Annotated in this window: 16 protein-coding genes and 5 tRNA genes; 8 read left to right on the forward strand and 13 right to left on the reverse strand. The window is 72.7% G+C overall.

Features of this window, described 5'->3' with window-relative positions:
- Nucleotides 1-163 precede the first annotated feature (163 nt).
- Both V6D49_RS13945 and V6D49_RS13950 read right to left on the reverse strand, forming a co-directional pair.
- Nucleotides 164-415 (reverse strand): DUF3073 domain-containing protein, encoded by a 252-nt coding sequence (locus tag V6D49_RS13945; protein ID WP_191209215.1) that lies wholly within the window; start codon nt 413-415, stop codon nt 164-166.
- Between the two features lie 305 nt (nt 416-720).
- Nucleotides 721-1872 (reverse strand): Leu/Phe/Val dehydrogenase, encoded by a 1152-nt coding sequence (locus V6D49_RS13950; RefSeq protein WP_445330523.1) that lies wholly within the window; start codon nt 1870-1872, stop codon nt 721-723.
- 196 nt (nt 1873-2068) lie between these two features.
- On the opposite strand from V6D49_RS13950, the gene V6D49_RS13955 reads away from it, so the two are divergent.
- Together V6D49_RS13955 and bldC are read left to right on the forward strand one after the other, a co-directional pair.
- Nucleotides 2069-2953, forward strand: coding sequence for a hypothetical protein (locus tag V6D49_RS13955; RefSeq protein WP_340559960.1), 885 nt, complete (start codon nt 2069-2071; stop codon nt 2951-2953).
- Nucleotides 2954-3478: 525 nt separating this feature from the next.
- Nucleotides 3479-3685, forward strand: a complete 207-nt coding sequence (bldC, locus tag V6D49_RS13960) for a developmental transcriptional regulator BldC (RefSeq protein WP_027749187.1) — start codon at nt 3479-3481, stop codon at nt 3683-3685.
- A gap of 518 nt (nt 3686-4203) precedes the next feature.
- On the opposite strand, the gene V6D49_RS13965 is transcribed toward bldC, so the two are convergent.
- From V6D49_RS13965 to V6D49_RS14015, 11 genes are all read right to left on the reverse strand, one after another.
- Complete coding sequence (locus tag V6D49_RS13965; RefSeq protein ID WP_340559962.1) at nt 4204-4434, reverse strand: DUF6274 family protein; 231 nt, start codon at nt 4432-4434, stop codon at nt 4204-4206.
- 179 nt (nt 4435-4613) lie between these two features.
- Nucleotides 4614-4688: transfer RNA gene (locus V6D49_RS13970), tRNA-Asp, on the reverse strand.
- Nucleotides 4689-4827: 139 nt separating this feature from the next.
- Nucleotides 4828-8985, reverse strand: a complete 4158-nt coding sequence (gene hrpA / locus V6D49_RS13975) for an ATP-dependent RNA helicase HrpA (RefSeq protein WP_340559964.1) — start codon at nt 8983-8985, stop codon at nt 4828-4830.
- Nucleotides 8986-9069: 84 nt separating this feature from the next.
- Nucleotides 9070-9444 carry a nuclear transport factor 2 family protein gene (locus V6D49_RS13980; protein ID WP_340559966.1) on the reverse strand — a complete coding sequence of 125 codons (375 nt, stop codon included), beginning with the start codon at nt 9442-9444 and terminating at the stop codon, nt 9070-9072.
- A 389-nt stretch (nt 9445-9833) separates the two neighbouring features.
- Entirely contained in the window at nt 9834-9956 is a 123-nt protein-coding gene (locus V6D49_RS13985; protein WP_340559968.1) for a hypothetical protein, read from the reverse strand.
- A gap of 525 nt (nt 9957-10481) precedes the next feature.
- Nucleotides 10482-10874: a type II toxin-antitoxin system death-on-curing family toxin gene (locus tag V6D49_RS13990; RefSeq protein ID WP_340559970.1), complete on the reverse strand. Its 393-nt coding sequence runs from the start codon at nt 10872-10874 to the stop codon at nt 10482-10484.
- Complete coding sequence (locus V6D49_RS13995; RefSeq protein WP_340559973.1) at nt 10871-11065, reverse strand: ribbon-helix-helix protein, CopG family; 195 nt, start codon at nt 11063-11065, stop codon at nt 10871-10873. Before V6D49_RS13995 ends, V6D49_RS13990 begins: the two co-directional genes overlap by 4 nt.
- Nucleotides 11066-11427: 362 nt before the next feature.
- Nucleotides 11428-11504, reverse strand: a tRNA-Phe gene (locus tag V6D49_RS14000).
- Nucleotides 11505-11526: 22 nt separating this feature from the next.
- Nucleotides 11527-11601 (reverse strand) — tRNA-Asp (locus V6D49_RS14005).
- Nucleotides 11602-11637: 36 nt separating this feature from the next.
- A tRNA-Glu gene (locus V6D49_RS14010) sits at nt 11638-11710 on the reverse strand.
- A gap of 115 nt (nt 11711-11825) precedes the next feature.
- Entirely contained in the window at nt 11826-13550 is a 1725-nt protein-coding gene (locus V6D49_RS14015) for a metallophosphoesterase family protein (RefSeq protein ID WP_340559974.1), read from the reverse strand.
- Nucleotides 13551-13625: 75 nt separating this feature from the next.
- On the opposite strand from V6D49_RS14015, the gene V6D49_RS14020 reads away from it, so the two are divergent.
- The 6 genes from V6D49_RS14020 (at nt 13626) to V6D49_RS14045 (ending at nt 18126) form a co-directional block, all read left to right on the forward strand.
- Nucleotides 13626-13979, forward strand: a complete 354-nt coding sequence (locus V6D49_RS14020; protein WP_340563994.1) for a metallopeptidase family protein — start codon at nt 13626-13628, stop codon at nt 13977-13979.
- Nucleotides 13976-14494, forward strand: coding sequence for a fluoride efflux transporter FluC (locus V6D49_RS14025; RefSeq protein ID WP_340559976.1), 519 nt, complete (start codon nt 13976-13978; stop codon nt 14492-14494). Before V6D49_RS14020 ends, V6D49_RS14025 begins: the two co-directional genes overlap by 4 nt.
- The gene (crcB, locus tag V6D49_RS14030; protein ID WP_340559977.1) at nt 14491-14865 is read left to right on the forward strand and encodes a fluoride efflux transporter CrcB; all 375 of its coding nucleotides are present in this window, start codon (nt 14491-14493) and stop codon (nt 14863-14865) included. The genes V6D49_RS14025 and crcB overlap by 4 nt, the downstream gene beginning before the upstream one ends.
- 148 nt (nt 14866-15013) lie before the next feature.
- Nucleotides 15014-15625 carry a hypothetical protein gene (locus V6D49_RS14035; RefSeq protein ID WP_340559979.1) on the forward strand — a complete coding sequence of 204 codons (612 nt, stop codon included), beginning with the start codon at nt 15014-15016 and terminating at the stop codon, nt 15623-15625.
- A 248-nt stretch (nt 15626-15873) separates the two neighbouring features.
- Complete coding sequence (locus V6D49_RS14040; protein WP_340559981.1) at nt 15874-17958, forward strand: DEAD/DEAH box helicase; 2085 nt, start codon at nt 15874-15876, stop codon at nt 17956-17958.
- A 95-nt stretch (nt 17959-18053) separates the two neighbouring features.
- Nucleotides 18054-18126, forward strand: a tRNA-Lys gene (locus V6D49_RS14045).
- Nucleotides 18127-18399 lie beyond the last annotated feature (273 nt).

Genomic DNA, 18399 nt, shown 5'->3' on the forward strand with positions numbered 1-18399 from the left:
GGGCCTGCCGGAGGGCGCGGCCCCGCCCGGGCCGCCCGCGCCCCGGGGGCGTGCTCCGCGCATGCCTGAGGGCCCCACCACAGGTGGGGCCCTTCACAGGCGGAAATCCTTTACGCCCTGCGCGGCGCTCGTCCAGCGATTGTTCCGGCGGAACCGGCGAACGTCACGCGCGGCGACGCTGGGGCGAGTCGTCCCGCTGGGACTCCTCGTCCTCGTCGTCGGCGTTGTAGAGGTCGGCGTACCGTGCGTACGGGTCGTCTTCCTCGTCGTCCTCGAACGGCTCACCGTTCGGCGGCTGCTGCGCCGGCGTTGCACCCAGCTCTTCGGCCAGACGCGAGAGATCCGTCCCGCCGCTGTTGTACTTCAGCTGGCGGGCGACCTTCGTCTGCTTGGCCTTGGCCCGGCCGCGCCCCATGGCTCGACCCCCTCAACGACGGGGCTCGACGGCCCCAGAGTCTTGACACGCGTTCATGGTGGAGAGCGGACTCTCGGTGGAGAGACCGGCTCTTAGAGCTTCAACGGTACCTGCTTCCGCGCCCGTACGGTACGCCGTCCGCGCGACCGGGCAGGTCCCCGGCACGCCCGGTGACCGATGCTTCGCTGGTCAGAAGGTATTTTACCGTCCCCCGAGCGGAAGACCCGCCGGGGGGTGGTGAGAGAAATCTCCCCCACCACCCGTCACCCACCGTGACGGCGGCGACGCCGGGCGGGTCTCCCGCCTCAGCCCACCGCGCCCGGCAGGCGCGTCCCGGCCGAGATCCGCTGTTCGGCGATGCGGTCGGCCGCGACGGCCGGCGGCACCCCCTCGGTGTCGGCCCTCCGGAAGATCTCCAGGGTCGTGTCGAAGATCCGCTCCGCCTTCGCCTTCGCGCGCGCGAAGTCGAACCCGTGCAGCTCGTCGGCGACCTGGATCACGCCGCCCGCGTTCACGACGTAGTCCGGCGCGTAGAGCACGCCACGGTCCGCGAGGTCCTTCTCCACCCCCGGGTGGGCGAGCTGGTTGTTCGCGGCGCCGCAGACGACCGTGGCCGTCAGCTCCGGCACCGTCGCGTCGTTCAGGGCGCCCCCGAGGGCGCACGGGGCGTACACGTCCAGCCCCGGCAGGCGGACCAGGGCGTCGGCGTCGGCCACCGCCGTGACCTCCGGGTGGGCGGTGCGCACCCGCTCGACCGCCTCCTCCCGCACGTCGGTGACCACGACCTCGGCGCCGTCCGCCAGCAGGTGCTCCACGAGGTGGTGGCCCACCTTGCCGACGCCCGCGACGCCCACCGTCCGGCCGCGCAGCGTCGGCGCGCCCCAGCGGTGCTGCGCGCTGGCCCGCATGCCCTGGAAGACGCCGAAGGCGGTCAGCACCGAGGAGTCGCCCGCACCGCCGTGCTCGGGGGAGCGGCCCGTCGTCCAGCGGCACTCCCGGGCGACGACGTCCATGTCGCGCACGTACGTGCCGACGTCGCACGCGGTCACGTAGCGCCCGCCGAGCGAGGCGACGAAGCGCCCGTAGGCGAGCAGGAGCTCCTCGCTCTTGATCCTCTCCGGGTCACCGATGATGACGGCCTTGCCGCCGCCGTGGTCGAGGCCCGCGAGCGCGTTCTTGTACGACATGCCCCGCGCGAGGTCGAGGGCGTCCTGCGCGGCGGCCGCCTCGGGGAAGTCCTCGCCCTCGTAGGCGTGGAACCGGGTGCCGCCGAGCGCCGGACCGAGCGCGGTGGAGTGGAGGGCGATGACGGCCTTGAGGCCGCTCGCCGGGTCCTGGCAGAACACGACCTGCTCGTGACCACCCAGCTCCGAGCGGAAGAGCCCGGCCAGCACGGCGTCGGTCGGTGTTCCGTGCACGCCGTCGACGTTGACGGCGGCGCTACGTACGTCAGTCACGGTGGTGACTCCTGTAGTCGCGGTGGACGCCCTCCTGTGGGTGGGGAGGGCCTGTGGGCAGCAGAGTACGACCTCGCGGTGGAGTGTGGAGTCGTCCGATCATGGGGAGTGCCACTATGTCCCGCGGGCACGTCCCGCGGACCTGCGGTACCGGCCCCTGAGCGGGCCGCCGAGCGCGTCGAGAGGAGGGGCGAGCGTGGGCCCGACCCCCGGTGTTCCCGTGCCGTACACGGCGTATCTGCGCGTGTACGAGCCGCTGGCCGCCTTCCCCGAGCCGGAGCGCACCCACTGGGCGCGGTACGCCCGCACGGAGCGCCGCCCCGGTGCCCAGGACGAGCTGCGTCGGGCCCTGGCCGGCCTGCTGCCCGTGCCACCGCTCGCCGTCCCCGAGCAGGAGAGCGGCGACGCGTTCGTCGCCGAGATCGGCGGGGTGGTGTGCGTCTGCCCGTGGCGGACGCGGCTGCGCGCCTGGCTCGCCCTGGCCGAGGCCGACCGGGAGCTGCCGGCACCGCTGCTGGAGGCCGCGCTGCCGTCCGTCGTCCGCCGACAGGCCGAGGCCGACTACGAGAGCTGGCGGGAGCGGAACCCGGACGCCCGCCCGTGGCTGCGCTCCGCGCTCTGGCACGTCCCGGTCCGGTGGTTCCTGCTCTTCTCGGACGAGGAGCGGGAGTACCGCAAGCCGGGCGGCGACGGCGACCGTGACAGTCCTGGTGACGGGGCCGGCGAGGGCGACGGGGCGGTCATGCTGCGCTACCGGACGCCCATGGTGCAGGCCCGGCGCCGGCTCGCGCGCTCCCTGCGGACGCTGCGCACGGAGGTGCAGGAGGGGCCGCTCGTCGACGGCCTGGTAGATGTGGGGCGGTGGCTGGAGGAGTTCCATCCCCGTTCACTCGTTGAGCTGGACTACGGCGGGCTGGTGCATACGATCTCCGAGGACGACCTCGCGGCCGACCACTCGGCGGCGGACGCGGCCGAGGGGATCGCCGCCCTGCGGGAGGGTGACACCGAGCGCGCGGGTGAGTGCTTCGAGGTGCTCACCGATCGGTGGCGTGCGGTGCAGGAGCGGCAGTTCGCGAGCTGACGGGCGTCCCCGGCCCCCGTCGGGACTCCCGCCGTGCGGGTGCGTGACGGTAGGGTACCGGGACCTTGGTCCCGAACCGGGTCAATGGGCTCAAGCGTGACGGATGGCACGCAAGTGTGCGTAAAGAGCCCCTTGCCCGCAAGCCCACTCCTCGTGTCAAAATAGGACAAGGAGTCCGGACGGTCTCCTTCCGTCCTCCTGGGGGCGGACACTTCGGATACTTCGGTACCGCACCGCTTGTTCACGTTGGTGCCACCTCGTCTGGGATTGTGACGTATTGTCACACGGCCGTGACCGCCCGTTATAGGGCGGTCCATCGTCATCCGTCGAGGTTGCGCCCCGGAGAGGGCAATTCCGTCAGTTTGGCCGACGTGGCTGGACCGATGGTGTAGTTGTAGTGCCGAGGACAAGCCGTTCGTCCTATAACCGACTCGTCCCGCGTGCGCCATTTCGGGCAACGCGGGCCAAGGTGCAGAATTTAGAGGAAAGAACCGTGATGGTTCGGTTCTCCCGAGGAGGCCGCTCATGACCGCTCGCACCCCTGATGCCGAGCCGCTGCTGACCCCGGCTGAGGTCGCCACCATGTTCCGCGTCGACCCGAAGACGGTCACGCGCTGGGCAAAGGCGGGCAAGCTCACGTCGATCCGCACGCTCGGTGGTCACCGCCGCTACCGTGAGGCGGAGGTGCGCGCACTGCTCGCGGGTATCCCGCAGCAGCGCAGCGAGGTCTGAACAACCGCATAACGGACGTACCGGGATGACTCCCGGTGGCGTACCGCCCCCACGAAACACGTCAGGACGCCGCGCTGCGGCGCCTGGTCATGCTCGTCGACGATCGCGTCGGACTCCGCCGGGTCCGGCGCGATTCGCGTTGTGCGGGCAGTTGCCTTCCCCTCGATCATCCCCGCGACGCCCTCGGGGTCGGACCGGTGCCCGCCCCCGGGTGGGCTCGCGCCGGCTCGGTGGCTGCCCGGACCGGGCCCGTCAGGGGAGTGTGCCGCTGCCCGGCGCGGGCACACGAAGGGTTGGTTGAAGGCTTCGTGCAATTGCACATATTAAATTGATCGCGTGTAGGGGTGGTATAAAGTCCCCGTTCTCACCACCCATTTCGGTGACTCCCGTCACACGAACGTGTTCTTGCCGCCCCAACGTACTGTGCGGTAATGGGACTTCGGTGTTCCGTCCGCCCGTACGGCCGCCTGCCCACGACCACCCTCCCACCTCGGGGGACCCGCCGGAGCGGGCTTTCGTCACGACGTCCCGGGACTTTCGTCACCCGTCGACCGGGAGGGCCGCTCGGCACCGCCCGACGGGCGTTCACCGGCCTCCTCCTGGGCCAGGAGCAGCAACCGGTGGCAGACCGGGCAGCGCCGCGTCACGTGGCGGTAGCGGGCGTTCAGCGACAGGTGCGCGGCGGCGGACAGATGGGCCCGCAGCAGGGCGGCCGTCTCCCGGCGCCGTCCGCGCTCCACCGATCCCATGGGCGCCCCCCTTCGTTGTAGCAGGGGTACTCGCGCTCCGTAGCGGCGTCAAGACGGCATGGCCCCGCTCGCGTTCCCGCCCGCACCCTCCGCCCGCGTCCCCGCCTGCGTCGCGGACCGTGTTCCGGCCACGAGAAAGGGCCCGGATCTCTGGCGAGATCCGGGCCCTTCGACTCCAGCGGTCCTGACGGGATTTGAACCCGCGGCCTCCACCTTGACAGGGTGGCGAGCACTCCAAACTGCTCCACAGGACCATCGCGCCGATCTGCTCGACCGGCGCGAGACCAGACTGTACAGCAGCGTGGCCCACCTGTGCGAATCCGTCGTCCCCCGCCCCCGTACGGGACCGCCCGCGGCCGGTGTGGGCCCTGAGCGGGGACGCCCGGCCGCGCCCTACGGAGCGGCCGCGTCCACCGCCTTCACGATCCGCTTGTCCGAGACCGGGTACGCCGTTCCCAGCGCGTGGGCGAAGTAGCTGACCCGCAGTTCCTCGATCATCCAGCGGATCTCGCGTGCCGACGCCGGCACCGGCCGTCCCGCCGGGAACTGCTCCAGCAGCCACGCGTACTCGTCCTGCATCTCCCTGACCTTCGCCATGCGGCTGCGGTCCCGTTCCGCGTGCGTCGGCAACTGCTGGAGCCGCCGGTCGACGGCCGTGAGGTACCGCAGCAGGTCCGGCAGCCGCCGGGCGCCGTGCGCGGTCACGAAGCCCGGGCACATCAGCGCGGCCAGCTGCTCCCGGACGTCCGCCAGCGACGGCAGCAACGTCGCGCTGCGCGCCAACGGCGGCGACTTCATGCGGCGTTCGCACGACTGCCAGGCGATCAGCACCTCCTGCACCTGCCGCACCGTCTTCAGCGTCGCGTCCACGACGTCCGTGCGCACCGCGTCGAACAGCTTGCGGAAGCCCTCCTCGTCCCAGGCGGGGCCGCCGTGCGCGGCGACGAGCAGGTCCGTCGCCGCGCTCACGCAGTCCTCGAACAGGGCCTGGACGCTGCCGTGCGGGGACGCGGCCAGCGCCAGCTTCTGCTGGTTCGTCAGCTTCGACTGGGCGAACTTCCCGGGATCCGAGGGCAGGTTCAGCCGGATCAGCCGACGCGTGCCGCGCCACATGGCCTCCTGCTGCTCGGCCTCGGTGTCGAAGAGCCGCACGGACACCGAGGCGCCGTCGTCCACGAGCGCCGGGAAGGCCTTGACCGGCTGCCCGGCCCGCCTGGTCTCGAAGGTGCGCTCCAGCGTGCCGATGGTCCAGGCCGTCAGCCCGCTGCGCGGCTGCGTCCCGGCCTCCGGTCCGGCCGCCCGCTCGCCGTGGCCACCGGCGTCCCGCGGGCCCGTCCCGGCGTCGCCGCGGCCCCGGCGGCCGCCGCGCCCGCCCTGACCCGCCGAGGCCTCGAAGGCCCGCGAGAGCGCCTCCCGCGCCTGCGGCCTGAACCGCAGCCGGAGCGCCTCCAGATCCTTGTCCTCGGCCTCCGCCGCGGCCTTGCCCCGCACCGGCCGGCCGCGTTCGTCCACCACCCGGAAGGTGACCCGCAGGTGGGCGGGGACCTTGGCCCAGTCGAAGTCGTCCTGCGCCACGGGCACGCCCGTCATCCGGTGCAGCGCTCTGCCCAGCACGGCGGCGAGCGGCTCGTCCAGCGGCACGTCCGCCAGCGTCGCGTACCCGGCGAGGAAGCGCTCGGCGAAGTTCGGCGCCGGCACGCAGTTGCGCCGGATCGGCTTGGGCAGGGAGCGGATCAGCTCCGTGACGACGTCGCGCCGCAGCCCCGGGATCTGCCAGTCGAAGCCCTCGGGCCGCACCTGGTTGAGCACCTGCAGCGGCACGTGGACCGTGACGCCGTCCGCGTCCGTCCCCGGCTCGAACTGGTAGGTCACCTTCAGCCGCAGCCCGCCCTGCCGCCACACGTCCGGGTAGTCGTCCTTGGTGACGGCCCCGGCCCGCTCGTTCATGAGCATCGACTTCTCGAAACTCAGCAGGTCCGGATCCTCGCGCCGCCGGTGCTTCCACCAGGAGTCGAAGTGCGCGCCGGAGACGACGTGGTCGGGGACGCGCTGGTCGTAGAAGTCGTAGAGCGTCTCGTCGTCGACGAGGATGTCCCGGCGCCGGGCGCGGTGCTCCAGCTCCTCCACCTCGCCGAGCAGCTTGCGGTTGTCGTGGAAGAACTGGTGGTGCGTACGCCAGTCCCCCTCGACGAGGGCGTTGCGGATGAACAGGTCGCGGCACGTCTCCGGGTCGATCCGGCCGTAGTTGACCTTCCGCTGCGCGACGACCGGGACGCCGTACAGCGTCACCTTCTCGTACGCCATCACCGCCGCCTGCTTCTGCTCCCAGTGCGGCTCGCTGTAGGTGCGCTTCACCAGGTGCTGCGCCAGCGGCTCGATCCAGTCGGGATCGATCTTGGCGTTGACGCGGGCCCACAGCCGCGACGTCTCCACCAGCTCCGCCGACATCACCCACCGCGGCGCCTTCTTGAACAGCGCCGAGCCCGGGAACAGGGCGAACTTCGCGCTCCGCGCCCCCAGGTACTCGTTCCCCCGCGCCGCCGCCCTGCCGTTCTCCCCGCCGGTGTCCTTCAGCCCGACGTGCGACAGCAGACCGGCCAGCAGCGAGCGGTGGACGGCGTCCGGCGACGCCTCCGCCTCCCCGATCGTGACGCCGAGCGTCTTCGCCACCTGCCGCAGCTGCGCGTAGATGTCCTGCCACTCCCGTATGCGCAGGTAGTTCAGGAACTCCGCCTTGCACATCCGGCGGAACGCCGACGAGGACAGCTCCCGCTGCTGCTCCCGCACGTAGTTCCACAGGTTGAGGAAGGCGAGGAAGTCACTCGTCTCGTCCCGGAAACGCGCGTGGTGCTGGTCCGCCTGCTGCTGCTTGTCCGCGGGCCGTTCGCGCGGGTCCTGGATGGACAGCGCCGCCGCGATCACCATGACCTCGCGCACGCAGCCGTTGCGGTCCGCCTCCAGCACCATGCGGGCCAGCCGGGGGTCGACCGGCAGCTGCGCCAGCTTCCGGCCCGTCTCCGTCAGCCGCTTGCGCGGATCCTTCTCCGCCGTGTCCAGCGCCCCCAGCTCCTCCAGGAGCTGCACGCCCGCCTTGACGCTGCGCTGGTCCGGCGGGTCGATGAACGGGAAGCGCGCGATGTCGCCGAGCCCGGCCGCCGTCATCTGGAGGATCACGGACGCCAGGTTCGTCCGCAGGATCTCCGCGTCCGTGAACTCCGGCCGGGAGAGGAAGTCCTCCTCCGAGTACAGCCGGACGCAGATGCCGTCCGAGGTCCGCCCGCAGCGCCCCTTGCGCTGGTTGGCGCTGGCCTGCGAGATGCGCTCGATCGGCAGCCGCTGCACCTTCGTGCGGTGGCTGTAGCGGGAGATGCGGGCGGTGCCCGGGTCGATCACGTACTTGATGCCCGGCACCGTCAGCGACGTCTCCGCCACGTTCGTGGCCAGCACGATGCGCCGACCGGAGTGCGCCTGGAACACGCGGTGCTGCTCGGCGTGCGAGAGCCGCGCGTACAGCGGCAGCACCTCGGTGGACCGCAGTCTCTTCTTGACGAGCGCGTCCGCCGTGTCGCGGATCTCGCGCTCCCCGGACAGGAAGACCAGGATGTCGCCCGGCCCCTCGGCCTGGAGCTCGTCCACCGCGTCGCAGATCGCCGTGACCTGGTCGCGGTCGCCCTCCTCGCCGTCCTCCTCCAGCAACGGCCGGTACCGCACCTCCACCGGGTACGTCCGCCCGCTGACCTCGACGATCGGGGCGCCCGGCCCGGCGCCGTCCCCGGCCTCCCCGCCCGCTTCGGCGCGCGGGCCGGCCGACACGGTCGCGAAGCGGCCGAAGTGCCGGGAGAACCGCTCCGGGTCGATCGTCGCGGAGGTGATGACCACCTTGAGGTCCGGGCGCCGGGGCAGCAGCTGCGCCAGGTACCCCAGCAGGAAGTCGATGTTGAGGCTGCGCTCGTGCGCCTCGTCGATGATGATCGTGTCGTACTGGCGCAGCTCCCGGTCGGTCTGGATCTCCGCCAGCAGGATGCCGTCCGTCATCAGCTTGACGAGCGTGGTGTCCTTCACCTGGTCGGTGAACCGCACCTTCCAGCCCACGGCCTCGCCGAGCGACGTCCCCAGCTCGTCCGCCACCCGCTCGGCGACGGTGCGCGCCGCGATCCGGCGCGGCTGCGTGTGCCCGATCAGCCCCTTGACGCCCCGGCCCAGCTCCAGGCAGATCTTCGGGATCTGCGTGGTCTTGCCCGAGCCCGTCTCGCCCGCGACGATCACCACCTGGTGGTCCCGGACGGCGGCCAGGATCTCGTCCTTCTTCTGGCTGACGGGCAGCGCCTCCGGGTAGCTGATCCGGGGCACGGCCGCGCGCCGGGCGGCGATCCGGGCCTCCGCCCGCTCCACCTCGGCGGCGATCTCGGCCAGCACGGCCTCCCTCGCCTCCGGCTTGCGGACACGCCGAACACCGTCGAGACGGCGGCCCAGCCGCCGCTCGTCGCGCGGCATCAGTTCGGAGACCCGCTCCAGCAGGGCGGGCAGGGTGAGGGCAGGCGCAGCAGACATACGCCCCCAAGCATCCCACCCGCCGCCCGGAACCGGCGAGCGCATTACCGTCGCCGGGCCGGGCCGGGCCGGCGACGGGGCCGGTCAGCGGAAGTCGTTCTCCTCCAGTCCGACCACCCAGGCCCGCCGTTCGGCGATCAGCCCGTCCCGCATGACGAAGACCTCCGCCATGGACAGCCGCGCCTCCGCGCCGCCCTCCCCGGGGACCACGCCCGTCAGCTCAGCCATCACCACGTCGCCCTCCTCGACCATCCGCACGACGTCGAGACGCGGCGGACCGACGAACCCGGGCCCCTCGATGGCCTCCGCGTACGCCTGCTTCCCGGTCAGTTGGAAGGCCCCGAAGACGGTCCACTCGATGTCGTCGGTCAGGCAGGACAGGATCCGGGCGTGGTCGTTGCGGCGGAAGCCGTCCAGGTACCGCTCCACCGTCTCCTTGTTCCGCGACCGCCGCACCATCGCACGCTCCCTCCGAGACCCGTTTCGACGACCCTAGGCCCGCCCACCGACAACCGCCGCACGGCACGGCACGGCGCCGCCCGGCTCCCGAACCGGCGCTGCGGCCGTGTCGTACGTCACGCGCGGGGTCGTCCGGCCGGGACGGAGGGGACATCCGGCGCACGCTCCGCCCGTCCACAGTCGGTGAACGCTCGACCCGTCCTCACGGACCGGGCAGTATGGGACCCACCGCTCCCGTGGGACACACGCTGGCCCGGGGGCCCATGGTGTGTGTGCCGACCGAGTCGGGACGCGCACGCGGAGAACCCCACCCCCGGAGTGTGGCAACCGACAGGGGCGAGGTTCCCCACAGCGACGGGAGCCTCGGCCGCAGAGCCGGGGCTCCCTGGTCACAGGTGGGAGAGGATCTCCCGGATCATCCGGAAGACCGCCCAGCCCAAGGTCAGCCACTGGAGCCGTGCCTTGAGCTCCTTCCACCTGTCGCGGCCGTCCTCGTCCTTCGGATCGGCCACAGCCAACCTCCCTGTCCCGGCCCGACGTTCGCGAGCCCCGCGGGAGACCCGCGACCCTTCTGACGCGGGTTCAGGTCGTTGGTGGAGCCACGTTACCCGTCCCCGCGTGCCATACCTCGGTCCCGGCGGCGCCCGCGGACGTCCCGAAGGTGGCACGCAGTGCCTCCCTGCGCTCACCACCGGGCCCGGTGTCGCCGCGACGGCGACCCGACCAGCCGCCTTGCAATCGAAGGCGCCTGCATCCAGTGTCGCCCCGGCCGTCGAAGGGCATCTCAGCCGGTGAGGGGAGTCACACCCGCCGTTCCGCGCGCCGTACGGCCTTCAAGGTCGCCAACCACGCACCTCGTTTCGCTTGCGCCCTTGGAATCAAAGGTGCGGAGTGCGGATGGACAAGGCCACGGAGTCGCCCAACGCCTCTTCCCCGTGCCGGGCGGCTCTTCTTCGGGCCCTTCCGGTCGGGCCGCCCGTCGTGCTGACGTGTCAGCGCGGAGAGCGGGCGGTCGTCACCGCTGAGATGTCCGGAATCTACTGGACCGGGAACCACTCCATGAGCCGCTTGGCGATCACGGGCACGTCGAGATGGTCTTGGGCGATGGCCTCGACGAACGGGCCCGCCTCCTCGGCCGGCGGGACCGGATGCCCGGCGGGCAGGCCGTTGACGCGCAGGAAGAAGCGCATGGCGATCCAGGCGGTGCGCTTGTTGCCGTCGATCAGCGCGTGGTTGCGGGCGATGGCATGCAGTAGCGCTGCCGCCTTCTCGTGGAGGGTGGGGTACAGCACGGCGCCGAACACGTTGGTGCGTGGCCGCTCGATGGCCGAGACGAGCAGGCCGAGGTCACGCACGCTGTGTTCGTTGCCGTTGATCTTGGCTGCGATCACCAGGATCTCGTCGAGTTGGACGTAGCGGGCTTCGCTCACTTCAGGTAATCCAGGATCTCCGAGTCGGTGTCCGTCAGCTCGGCCAGGATCTCGTGCACGTTGAGTTCGGCGCGGGCTTCGGCGTCGCGGATCGCCTCGATGGCAAGCGCCTGCTTGCTGCGGCCGGTGCGCTCGGCGCGCGCGGTGAGCTTGGCGTCGAGGTCGTCGGGGAGTCGGAGCGTCATCGCCATGCAGGCATGATACCGCGCTGGTATCAGATATGACCGCGATACCGGACGGGATCAGTGCAGGCACGAGCGGCGGCACGGAGGAGGTGAGCCGCAGGCGTCGCCCCGTCGGCGAGGCTGCCCTCTGATGGACCGGTGGCCCCCCGTCGCTGGGTCCGTCGGGCGGGTGTTCTGGCCGCAAGGGTGCGAGAACGTCGGGCGAGGGGTGTCGCACGCGGGAGAAGCGGGACTCAGCCATCCGGTGCTGACACGTCAGCACCGGATGCCTCTGAGGGGCGATTGTCGCCGGAAGCTGTTCTTCACAGGGAGTATGCAACGAAAACGTCCCGGATGACGGCATGCCGTCATCCGGGACGTTCCTGCTCTGGTGGCTGGGGCCGGGGTCGAACCGGCGACCTTCCGCTTTTCAGGCGGACGCTCGTACCAACTGAGCTACCCAGCCACGCAACCCCGAGGGGCTGCAGCGGTCCTGACGGGATTTGAACCCGCGGCCTCCACCTTGACAGGGTGGCGAGCACTCCAAACTGCTCCACAGGACCAAGCGTGTGCGGAACGGATTCCGCACGGGTGGTGCGTGCCCCCAACGGGATTCGAACCCGTGCTACCGCCTTGAAAGGGCGGCGTCCTGGGCCACTAGACGATGAGGGCTGATGGCCCACCTGGGCGCTTCGTCAGCGCGTCGGGGACGTGAGAAGCATATGGGATACCGCGACGGTTCGCCAAAACGGATTTCCGGTGGTGGCGCCGGTGGCGGCCGGGCCGGTCAGTTCGGGGTGGCGGTGGACGCGGGTTCGCGGGCGGGCGGCGAGGGCGGGTCCTCCGGGGTGGCGGTGCCGGACGGTGCGGAGCCGGTCGGGGACGGCTGGGCCGAGGGGGCGTCGGACGGTTCGGCGAGCGGGTCGTCGACGTAGTGTCGGCGGACCTCGGCGGACGTCAGCCCGAGCCCCCCGAGCGTGATCTCGTCCCACGCCTGGAGACGGCGGGTGTCCTGGTTGAGGTAGAGGACGGAGGCCTGGACGTCCGCCGGTGCCTCGCCCTCGACCGCGCGCAGGCCGTCGCCGCCGGTGGAGCCCTCGACCATGAGCCGGGTGCCGCGCGGCAGGTCGTGCTGCTTGCGGTTGTGCGTGTGCCCGGCGAGGGCGAGCGGGACGGCTCCGTCGATCTCCTCGGCCAGGACGGGGTTGTGGGCCACGGCGATGTCCGCCGGACGTCCTGCCTCGGCGTGCAGGCGCAGGATCTCGGCCAGGGCGCGGCCCGAGGCCCGTTCGGCGGGGTCGCCGGCGGCGATGACGGAGCGGTCGGGTGTGAACTGGGGGTCGCCCATCCCGGCGATGCGCAGCCCCGCGACGTCGACGGGCTCGCCGTTGTCGAGGACGTGCACGTTGTCCATCTCCCGCAGGTACTGCTGCGTGGTCAGCGAGTCGTGGTTGCCGCGCACCCAGACGAAGGGGGCGCCGAGCTCGGCGGCCGGGTCCAGGAAGGAGTTCTCGGCGGCGGTGCCGTGGTCCATGGTGTCGCCGCTGTCGATGACGACGTCGATCTCGTACTGGTCGACGAGGGACTCGATGATCGACCACGACGCCGGGTTGAGGTGGAGGTCCGAGACGTGCAGGACCCGGATCGTCGAGGGGTCGGGCGCGTAGGTGGGGAGCGTGGAGACGGCGTTGTAGAGCTTGGTGACGTTCGTGACGAGCCGGGCCAGCTCCTTCTGGTAGACGTCGAAGTCGGACGCGATGCTGCGCGCGTTGCCGACCAGGCTGGGGGCGCCCGCGAGGAGGCCGGAGAACTTGGGTTCCAGGACGGCCTTCGGGTTCCAGGTGGCGGCGGCGGTCCCGGCGGAGGCGGCCAGCAGCGCCAGGGCGAGGCCGCCGGCGGCCAGCGCGCGCCGGGGCCTGCGGTAGACGGCCAGGCCCAGGGTCGTCGCCCCCAGGACGACGGCCAGGGAGGAGCGTACGGCCAGGTCGCGGGTGCCGGACTCGACGTCCGCCGTGACGCGGTCCTGGAGCCCGTCGATGGTCTCCGGACGGTCCACGAGGAAGCCGACGCGTTCCGGGTCCAGCCGGGTCACGTCCACGTCGAGCCGCAAGGGTGCCGTGTGGCTCTCCAGCTCCAGCGCGCCGAGCGGTGCCACGTTGATGCGGGTGCCGCCCTCGATCGACGGGCGCAGCGTCATCGTGGTGTCCATCGGGCCGACGGGCTTGTGCACGTTGCCCACGGTGAGGAGGCCGAGCCAGGCGCCGAGGACGGTCACGGCGGTCAGACCGAGGGCGCGCAGCCACGGGCGGGCGCGGCGCTCGCGGGCCAGTTCGGGGAGGACGCCCGCGTGACGCTCCGGGGCGCGCCGGAGCGGGCGCCGGGCGGGCTGCCCGGGGGCGCCGGGGCGGTCGGGACGGCGGAGCAGGGCGCGGGCGGCGGTTCCGCGGCGTCCGACGGCCTTGCCGAAGCTGCGGACGGCGGCGCCGAACGACCTGAGCGGGGCACGGGCCATGTTCGGCATGTGCCCAGCCGGTGACCGAGTATGCGGCCCCGGCCCCGCGTGACCGACAATGGCCCGGTGGTGGAGATGACGCGCGAGGAGTTCGAGGAGCTGGTCGCCGAGGCGCTCGACCGGGTTCCGCCCGAGCTGACCCGGCTGATGGACAACGTGGCCGTCTTCGTCGAGGACGAGCCGTCCCCCGACGATCCCGAACTGCTCGGCCTGTACGAGGGCACGCCGCTGACCGAGCGGGGCGAGTGGTACGCGGGCGTCCTGCCGGACCGCATCTCGATCTACATGGGCCCCACGCTGCGGCTGTGTGAGCGGGAGGGCGGCGGGCGGGAGCTGGTCGTCGAGGAGGTCGAGATCACCGTGGTGCACGAGATCGCGCACCACTTCGGGATCGACGACGAGCGGCTCCACGCGCTGGGCTACGGGTGAGCCGCGAGACGGCGGAGGGCCGCGGCGGCCCGGATGACGCCTGGAGCGTGGCGGGGGCCGTCGACCCGGACGTGGACCTGCACGTCCCGGCCGACCGGGCCGAGACGGCCGGGGGGCGTCGCCGGGCGGTGCTGGCCGCGATCGCGCTGGGCGGCGCGGCGGGCGGCCTCGCCCGCTACGCGGCCGTGCGGTGGTGGCCCGCCGGGTCCGGGGAGTTCCCGGCAGCGCTCCTCGGCGTGAACGTCGTGGGATGCGCGCTCCTCGGCCTGCTGATGGCGTGGATCGCGGCGCGGGACGCGCACCCCCTGCTGCGGCCCTTCCTGGGCGTCGGCGTGCTGGGCGGCTTCACCAGCTTCTCCGCCTACGCCCTCGACGGCACGTTGCTGTTCGACGCCGGTGCGCCCGGGACGGCGCTGGCCTACCTCGCCGGGACGCTGCTGCTCTCGCTGGCGGCGGTGTGGGCGGGCGTCACCCTGGGGCGGCGCGTCCTCGGCGGAGGGAGGGCGGCCGGGTGACGTGGCTGCTGGTGGCGGCCGGGGCCGCCGTGGGCGCGCCGCTGCGGTACCTCGTCGATCGCGCGGTGCAGTCCCGGCACCCGTCCGACTTCCCCTGGGGGACCTTCACCGTCAACGTCGCCGGGTGCCTGCTCCTCGGGGTGCTGACGGGCGCGGTGCGCGGCGGCGGGCTCGGCACGGCGGCCCAGACGTGGATCGGCACCGGGCTGTGCGGTGCGCTCACCACCTACTCGACGTTCTCCTACGAGTGCCTGCGCCTCGTGGAGCGGGGACGGCCGGGCCCGGCCGTGGCGAACGTGCTGGGGACGACGGTGGTCGGCCTGGGCGCGGTGGCGCTCGGGCTCTCCGTGGTGCGCGCCGGGGTGGGGTGAGCCGGGGCGGCGGTGCGGCGGGGGCGTGTCCTTGACGCGGACAACGGAGTTGGGCAGGAGGCCCGCCCCGTCGCCGGCCCGCCCGGAGCCGCCCTGGGGAGTCCGTCGCCGGCCCGCCCGGCCCGCCCGCCCTCGGAGGAGTCCGACCGTGCGCCCTGCTCCCGCCGCTCGCCCCGGTACGCCGGAAGACCGCCCCCGTACGCCGGTGCTGAGCGCCGTGCGCCCCTGCGTGTCCCGTCTCGTCCCCACCGTGCGGACCGGGCTCGTGGCGCTCGGCCTGCTCGGCGTGGCCGGGTGCATGACGGTGGGCGGGGACCCGGGCCCGCCCGTCCCCCAACCGGCCGGCCACACCTCCGCCCCCTCGCCGTCCGGCTCGGCGGAGGACGGCGCCCCGGAGGGCGGCCCCCGGGCCCCGGTCGGGCCGGACGGGCGGCGGTCCGAGGCGGCGGCGGAGGACACGCCCTCGTCGGGGGCCGACGACGCGGAGGAGCGGAACGACGCGGCCGAGGAGCCCGGCCCCGGCGAGGACCCGGACCGTGCCCCGGAACCCGCCGACCCGCCCCCCGGGCCCGGCGCCGAGGAACCCTCCGACGACCCGGGCGGGGGCCCCGGGCGGCCGGAGCCGCCGGGCGACGACGACCCCGAACCCGACCCGACGCCCACGCCGTCGCCGTCCGATCCGGAAACGACCCCGGAGCCCGAGCCGCCGACCACGTCCCCGGGGCCGTCCGGCGGCGGGGGCGAGGCGCCTGAGGAGTAGGGCGTGCGGAGTAGGGGACGGAGTGGGCGAGCCCACAGCCCCGACCCCGGCGGGGAGTTTGCACGATGCACGGGGAGGTGCGTATGGTGGTAGATCGTTTGATCCCATTTGACCCGGCGCCCAATTGAAGCGCGCCGCGTGGCGCGTTCCGTTGCTTAGCCGTGGGCTTGACCGCATAAGGCGGTCCTGTTGCGAATTCACGGAAGTTTGTGGCGCGTGCCGATGAACTCCGGAAGGTTCGCATCAGCATGTCTGTTTCCACGCCCGAAACCGTCTCCGTTCTCACGGACGACGTCGAGCGTTCCCCCGAGACCGTGGCGGACGTCGCGGTCGACACCCCCGTCGACGCGCAGGCCGACGCCCCCGTCGACGCCCTGGCCGTCGACGCCGAGGCCGCGGACGCCGTCGCGGACGAGCCCACGACGACCTTCGGCGCCCTCGGTCTCCCCGACAACGTCGTGCGCAAGCTCGCGCAGAACGGCGTCACCAGCCCCTTCCCCATCCAGGCCGCGACCATCCCGGACGCCCTGGCCGGCAAGGACATCCTCGGCCGTGGCCGCACCGGCTCCGGCAAGACGCTGAGCTTCGGCCTCCCGACGCTCGCCCGGCTCGCCGGGGGCCGCACCGCCCGGCACCGCCCGCGCGCCGTCATCATGACGCCGACGCGTGAGCTCGCCATGCAGGTCTCCGACGCCCTCCAGCCCTACGGCGACGTGCTCGGCCTCAAGCTGAAGGTCGTCTGCGGCGGCACCTCCATGGGCAACCAGATCGGCGCGCTGGAGCGCGGCGTCGACGTCCTCGTCGCCACCCCCGGCCGACTGCGCGACCTGATCAACCGGGGCGCCTGCTCGCTCGACGACGTCGAGGTCGCCGTCCTCGACGAGGCCGACCAGATGGCCGACCTCGGCTTCCTGCCCGAGGTCACCGAGATCCTCGACCTCGTTCCCGAGGGCGGTCAGCGCATGCTGTTCTCCGCCACGCTGGAGCGCGAGATCGACACCCTCGTCAAGCGCTACCTCGTCGACCCCGTCAGCCACGAGGTCGACGCGGCCCAGGGCGCGGTCACGACGATGACGCACCACATCCTCATCGTGAAGCCGCAGGACAAGGCACCCGTCACCGCCGCCATCGCCGCCCGCAAGGGCCGCACGATCGCGTTCGTCCGCACCCAGATGGGGGCCGACCGCGTCGCCGAGCAGCTCCGCGAGTCCGGCGTGCGCGCCGACGCCCTGCACGGCGGCATGACCCAGGGCGCCCGCACCCGCACGCTGGCCGACTTCAAGGACGGGCACGTCAACGTCCTCGTCGCCACCGACGTCGCCGCGCGCGGCATCCACGTCGACGGCATCGACCTCGTCCTCAACGTCGACCCGGCCGGGGACCACAAGGACTACCTGCACCGCTCGGGCCGCACCGCCCGCGCCGGTCAGTCCGGCACCGTCGTCTCCCTGGCCCTGCCGCACCAGCGGCGGCAGACGTTCCGCCTGATGGAGGACGCCGGCGTCGACGCCTCCCGGCACCTCATCGGCCGCGGTGACGTCTTCGACGACGACGTGGCAGCCATCACCGGGGCCCGCTCCCTCAGCGAGGTCCAGGCCGAGGCCGCCGCGAACTCCGCCCGCCAGGCCGACCGCGACGTCGCCAACCTCTCCCGCAAGCTCGACGAGGCCAAGCGGCGCGCCCAGGAACTGCGCGACGAGGCCGGCCGCCTGACCGCCCGTGCCGCCCGCGACCGGGGCGCCGACGCCGACGAGGCCGTCGCCCGGCTCACCGAGGAGATGGACCGCGCGGCCGTCGAGGAGGCCGAGCGCGCCGTCAAGGCCGCAGCGGCCCGTGCCGCCGAGCAGGAGCGCAAGGCGGCCCAGCAGCGCGAGGACCGCAAGCGCGAGGGCGGCAACTACCCGCGCCGCGACGACCGCGGCGGCCACCGGGGTGGCGGCTTCAACCGCGACCGCCGCGACGACCGGGGCGGCTTCAACCGCGACCGGGACCGCCGCGACGACCGCCGCTCCGACGACCGCGGCGGCTTCCGCCGGGACGACCGTCCGTTCAACCGCGACCGTCGCTCCGACGACCGACGTTCCGACGACCGACGTTCCGACGACCGCGGCGGCCACCGCGGCGGCGGCTTCAACCGCGACCGCCGCTCGGACGACCGCGGCGGCTACCGCCGCGACGACCGTCGCTACGACGACCGTCCGTTCAACCGCGACCGTCGCTCCGACGACCGCCGCCCCTACGGCCGTCGCGACGACCACCGCGCCGCCCCCAGCACCGGCAGCCGCTCCTTCGGCCGCCGCACCGACAAGCCCCGCTGGAAGCAGAACGGCTGACGCGTCGGGGGCCCGGGCGACACCCACGCGCCCGGGCCCCGATACCCACTCGGCCCTCCGGCCCCCGCCCGGCTATGCTCGACCCAGCACACCCCGGGCCGTTAGCTCAATTGGCAGAGCAGTGGACTTTTAATCCATTGGTTGTGGGTTCGAGTCCCACACGGCCTACTCGAAGCAGGGAGGGGAACCTCGTCTGACCTGCACCGGAGCGCCTCAGACAGTTTCTTCTGGTTGAGGCGCTCCGTCGTCATCGGCCGCTTTGCGTGAGCGCGAGTGTCACCAGGTTCTCTGAAGACCGCTATGGAGGGGTTGGCTCGCTTCTAATAGAGTTCAGCTGGACAGGACCCTCTCCGCGCTCTGGCCCGAGGCCAGACACCGAGGCATCACGTGTGGCGGTGCGGCGGACCCTTCGTGATCTTCTATCTCACTTGCGGCCTGGGG

Source organism: Streptomyces sp. GSL17-111, from assembly GCF_037911585.1.
Taxonomy (GTDB): Bacteria; Actinomycetota; Actinomycetes; order Streptomycetales; family Streptomycetaceae; genus Streptomyces.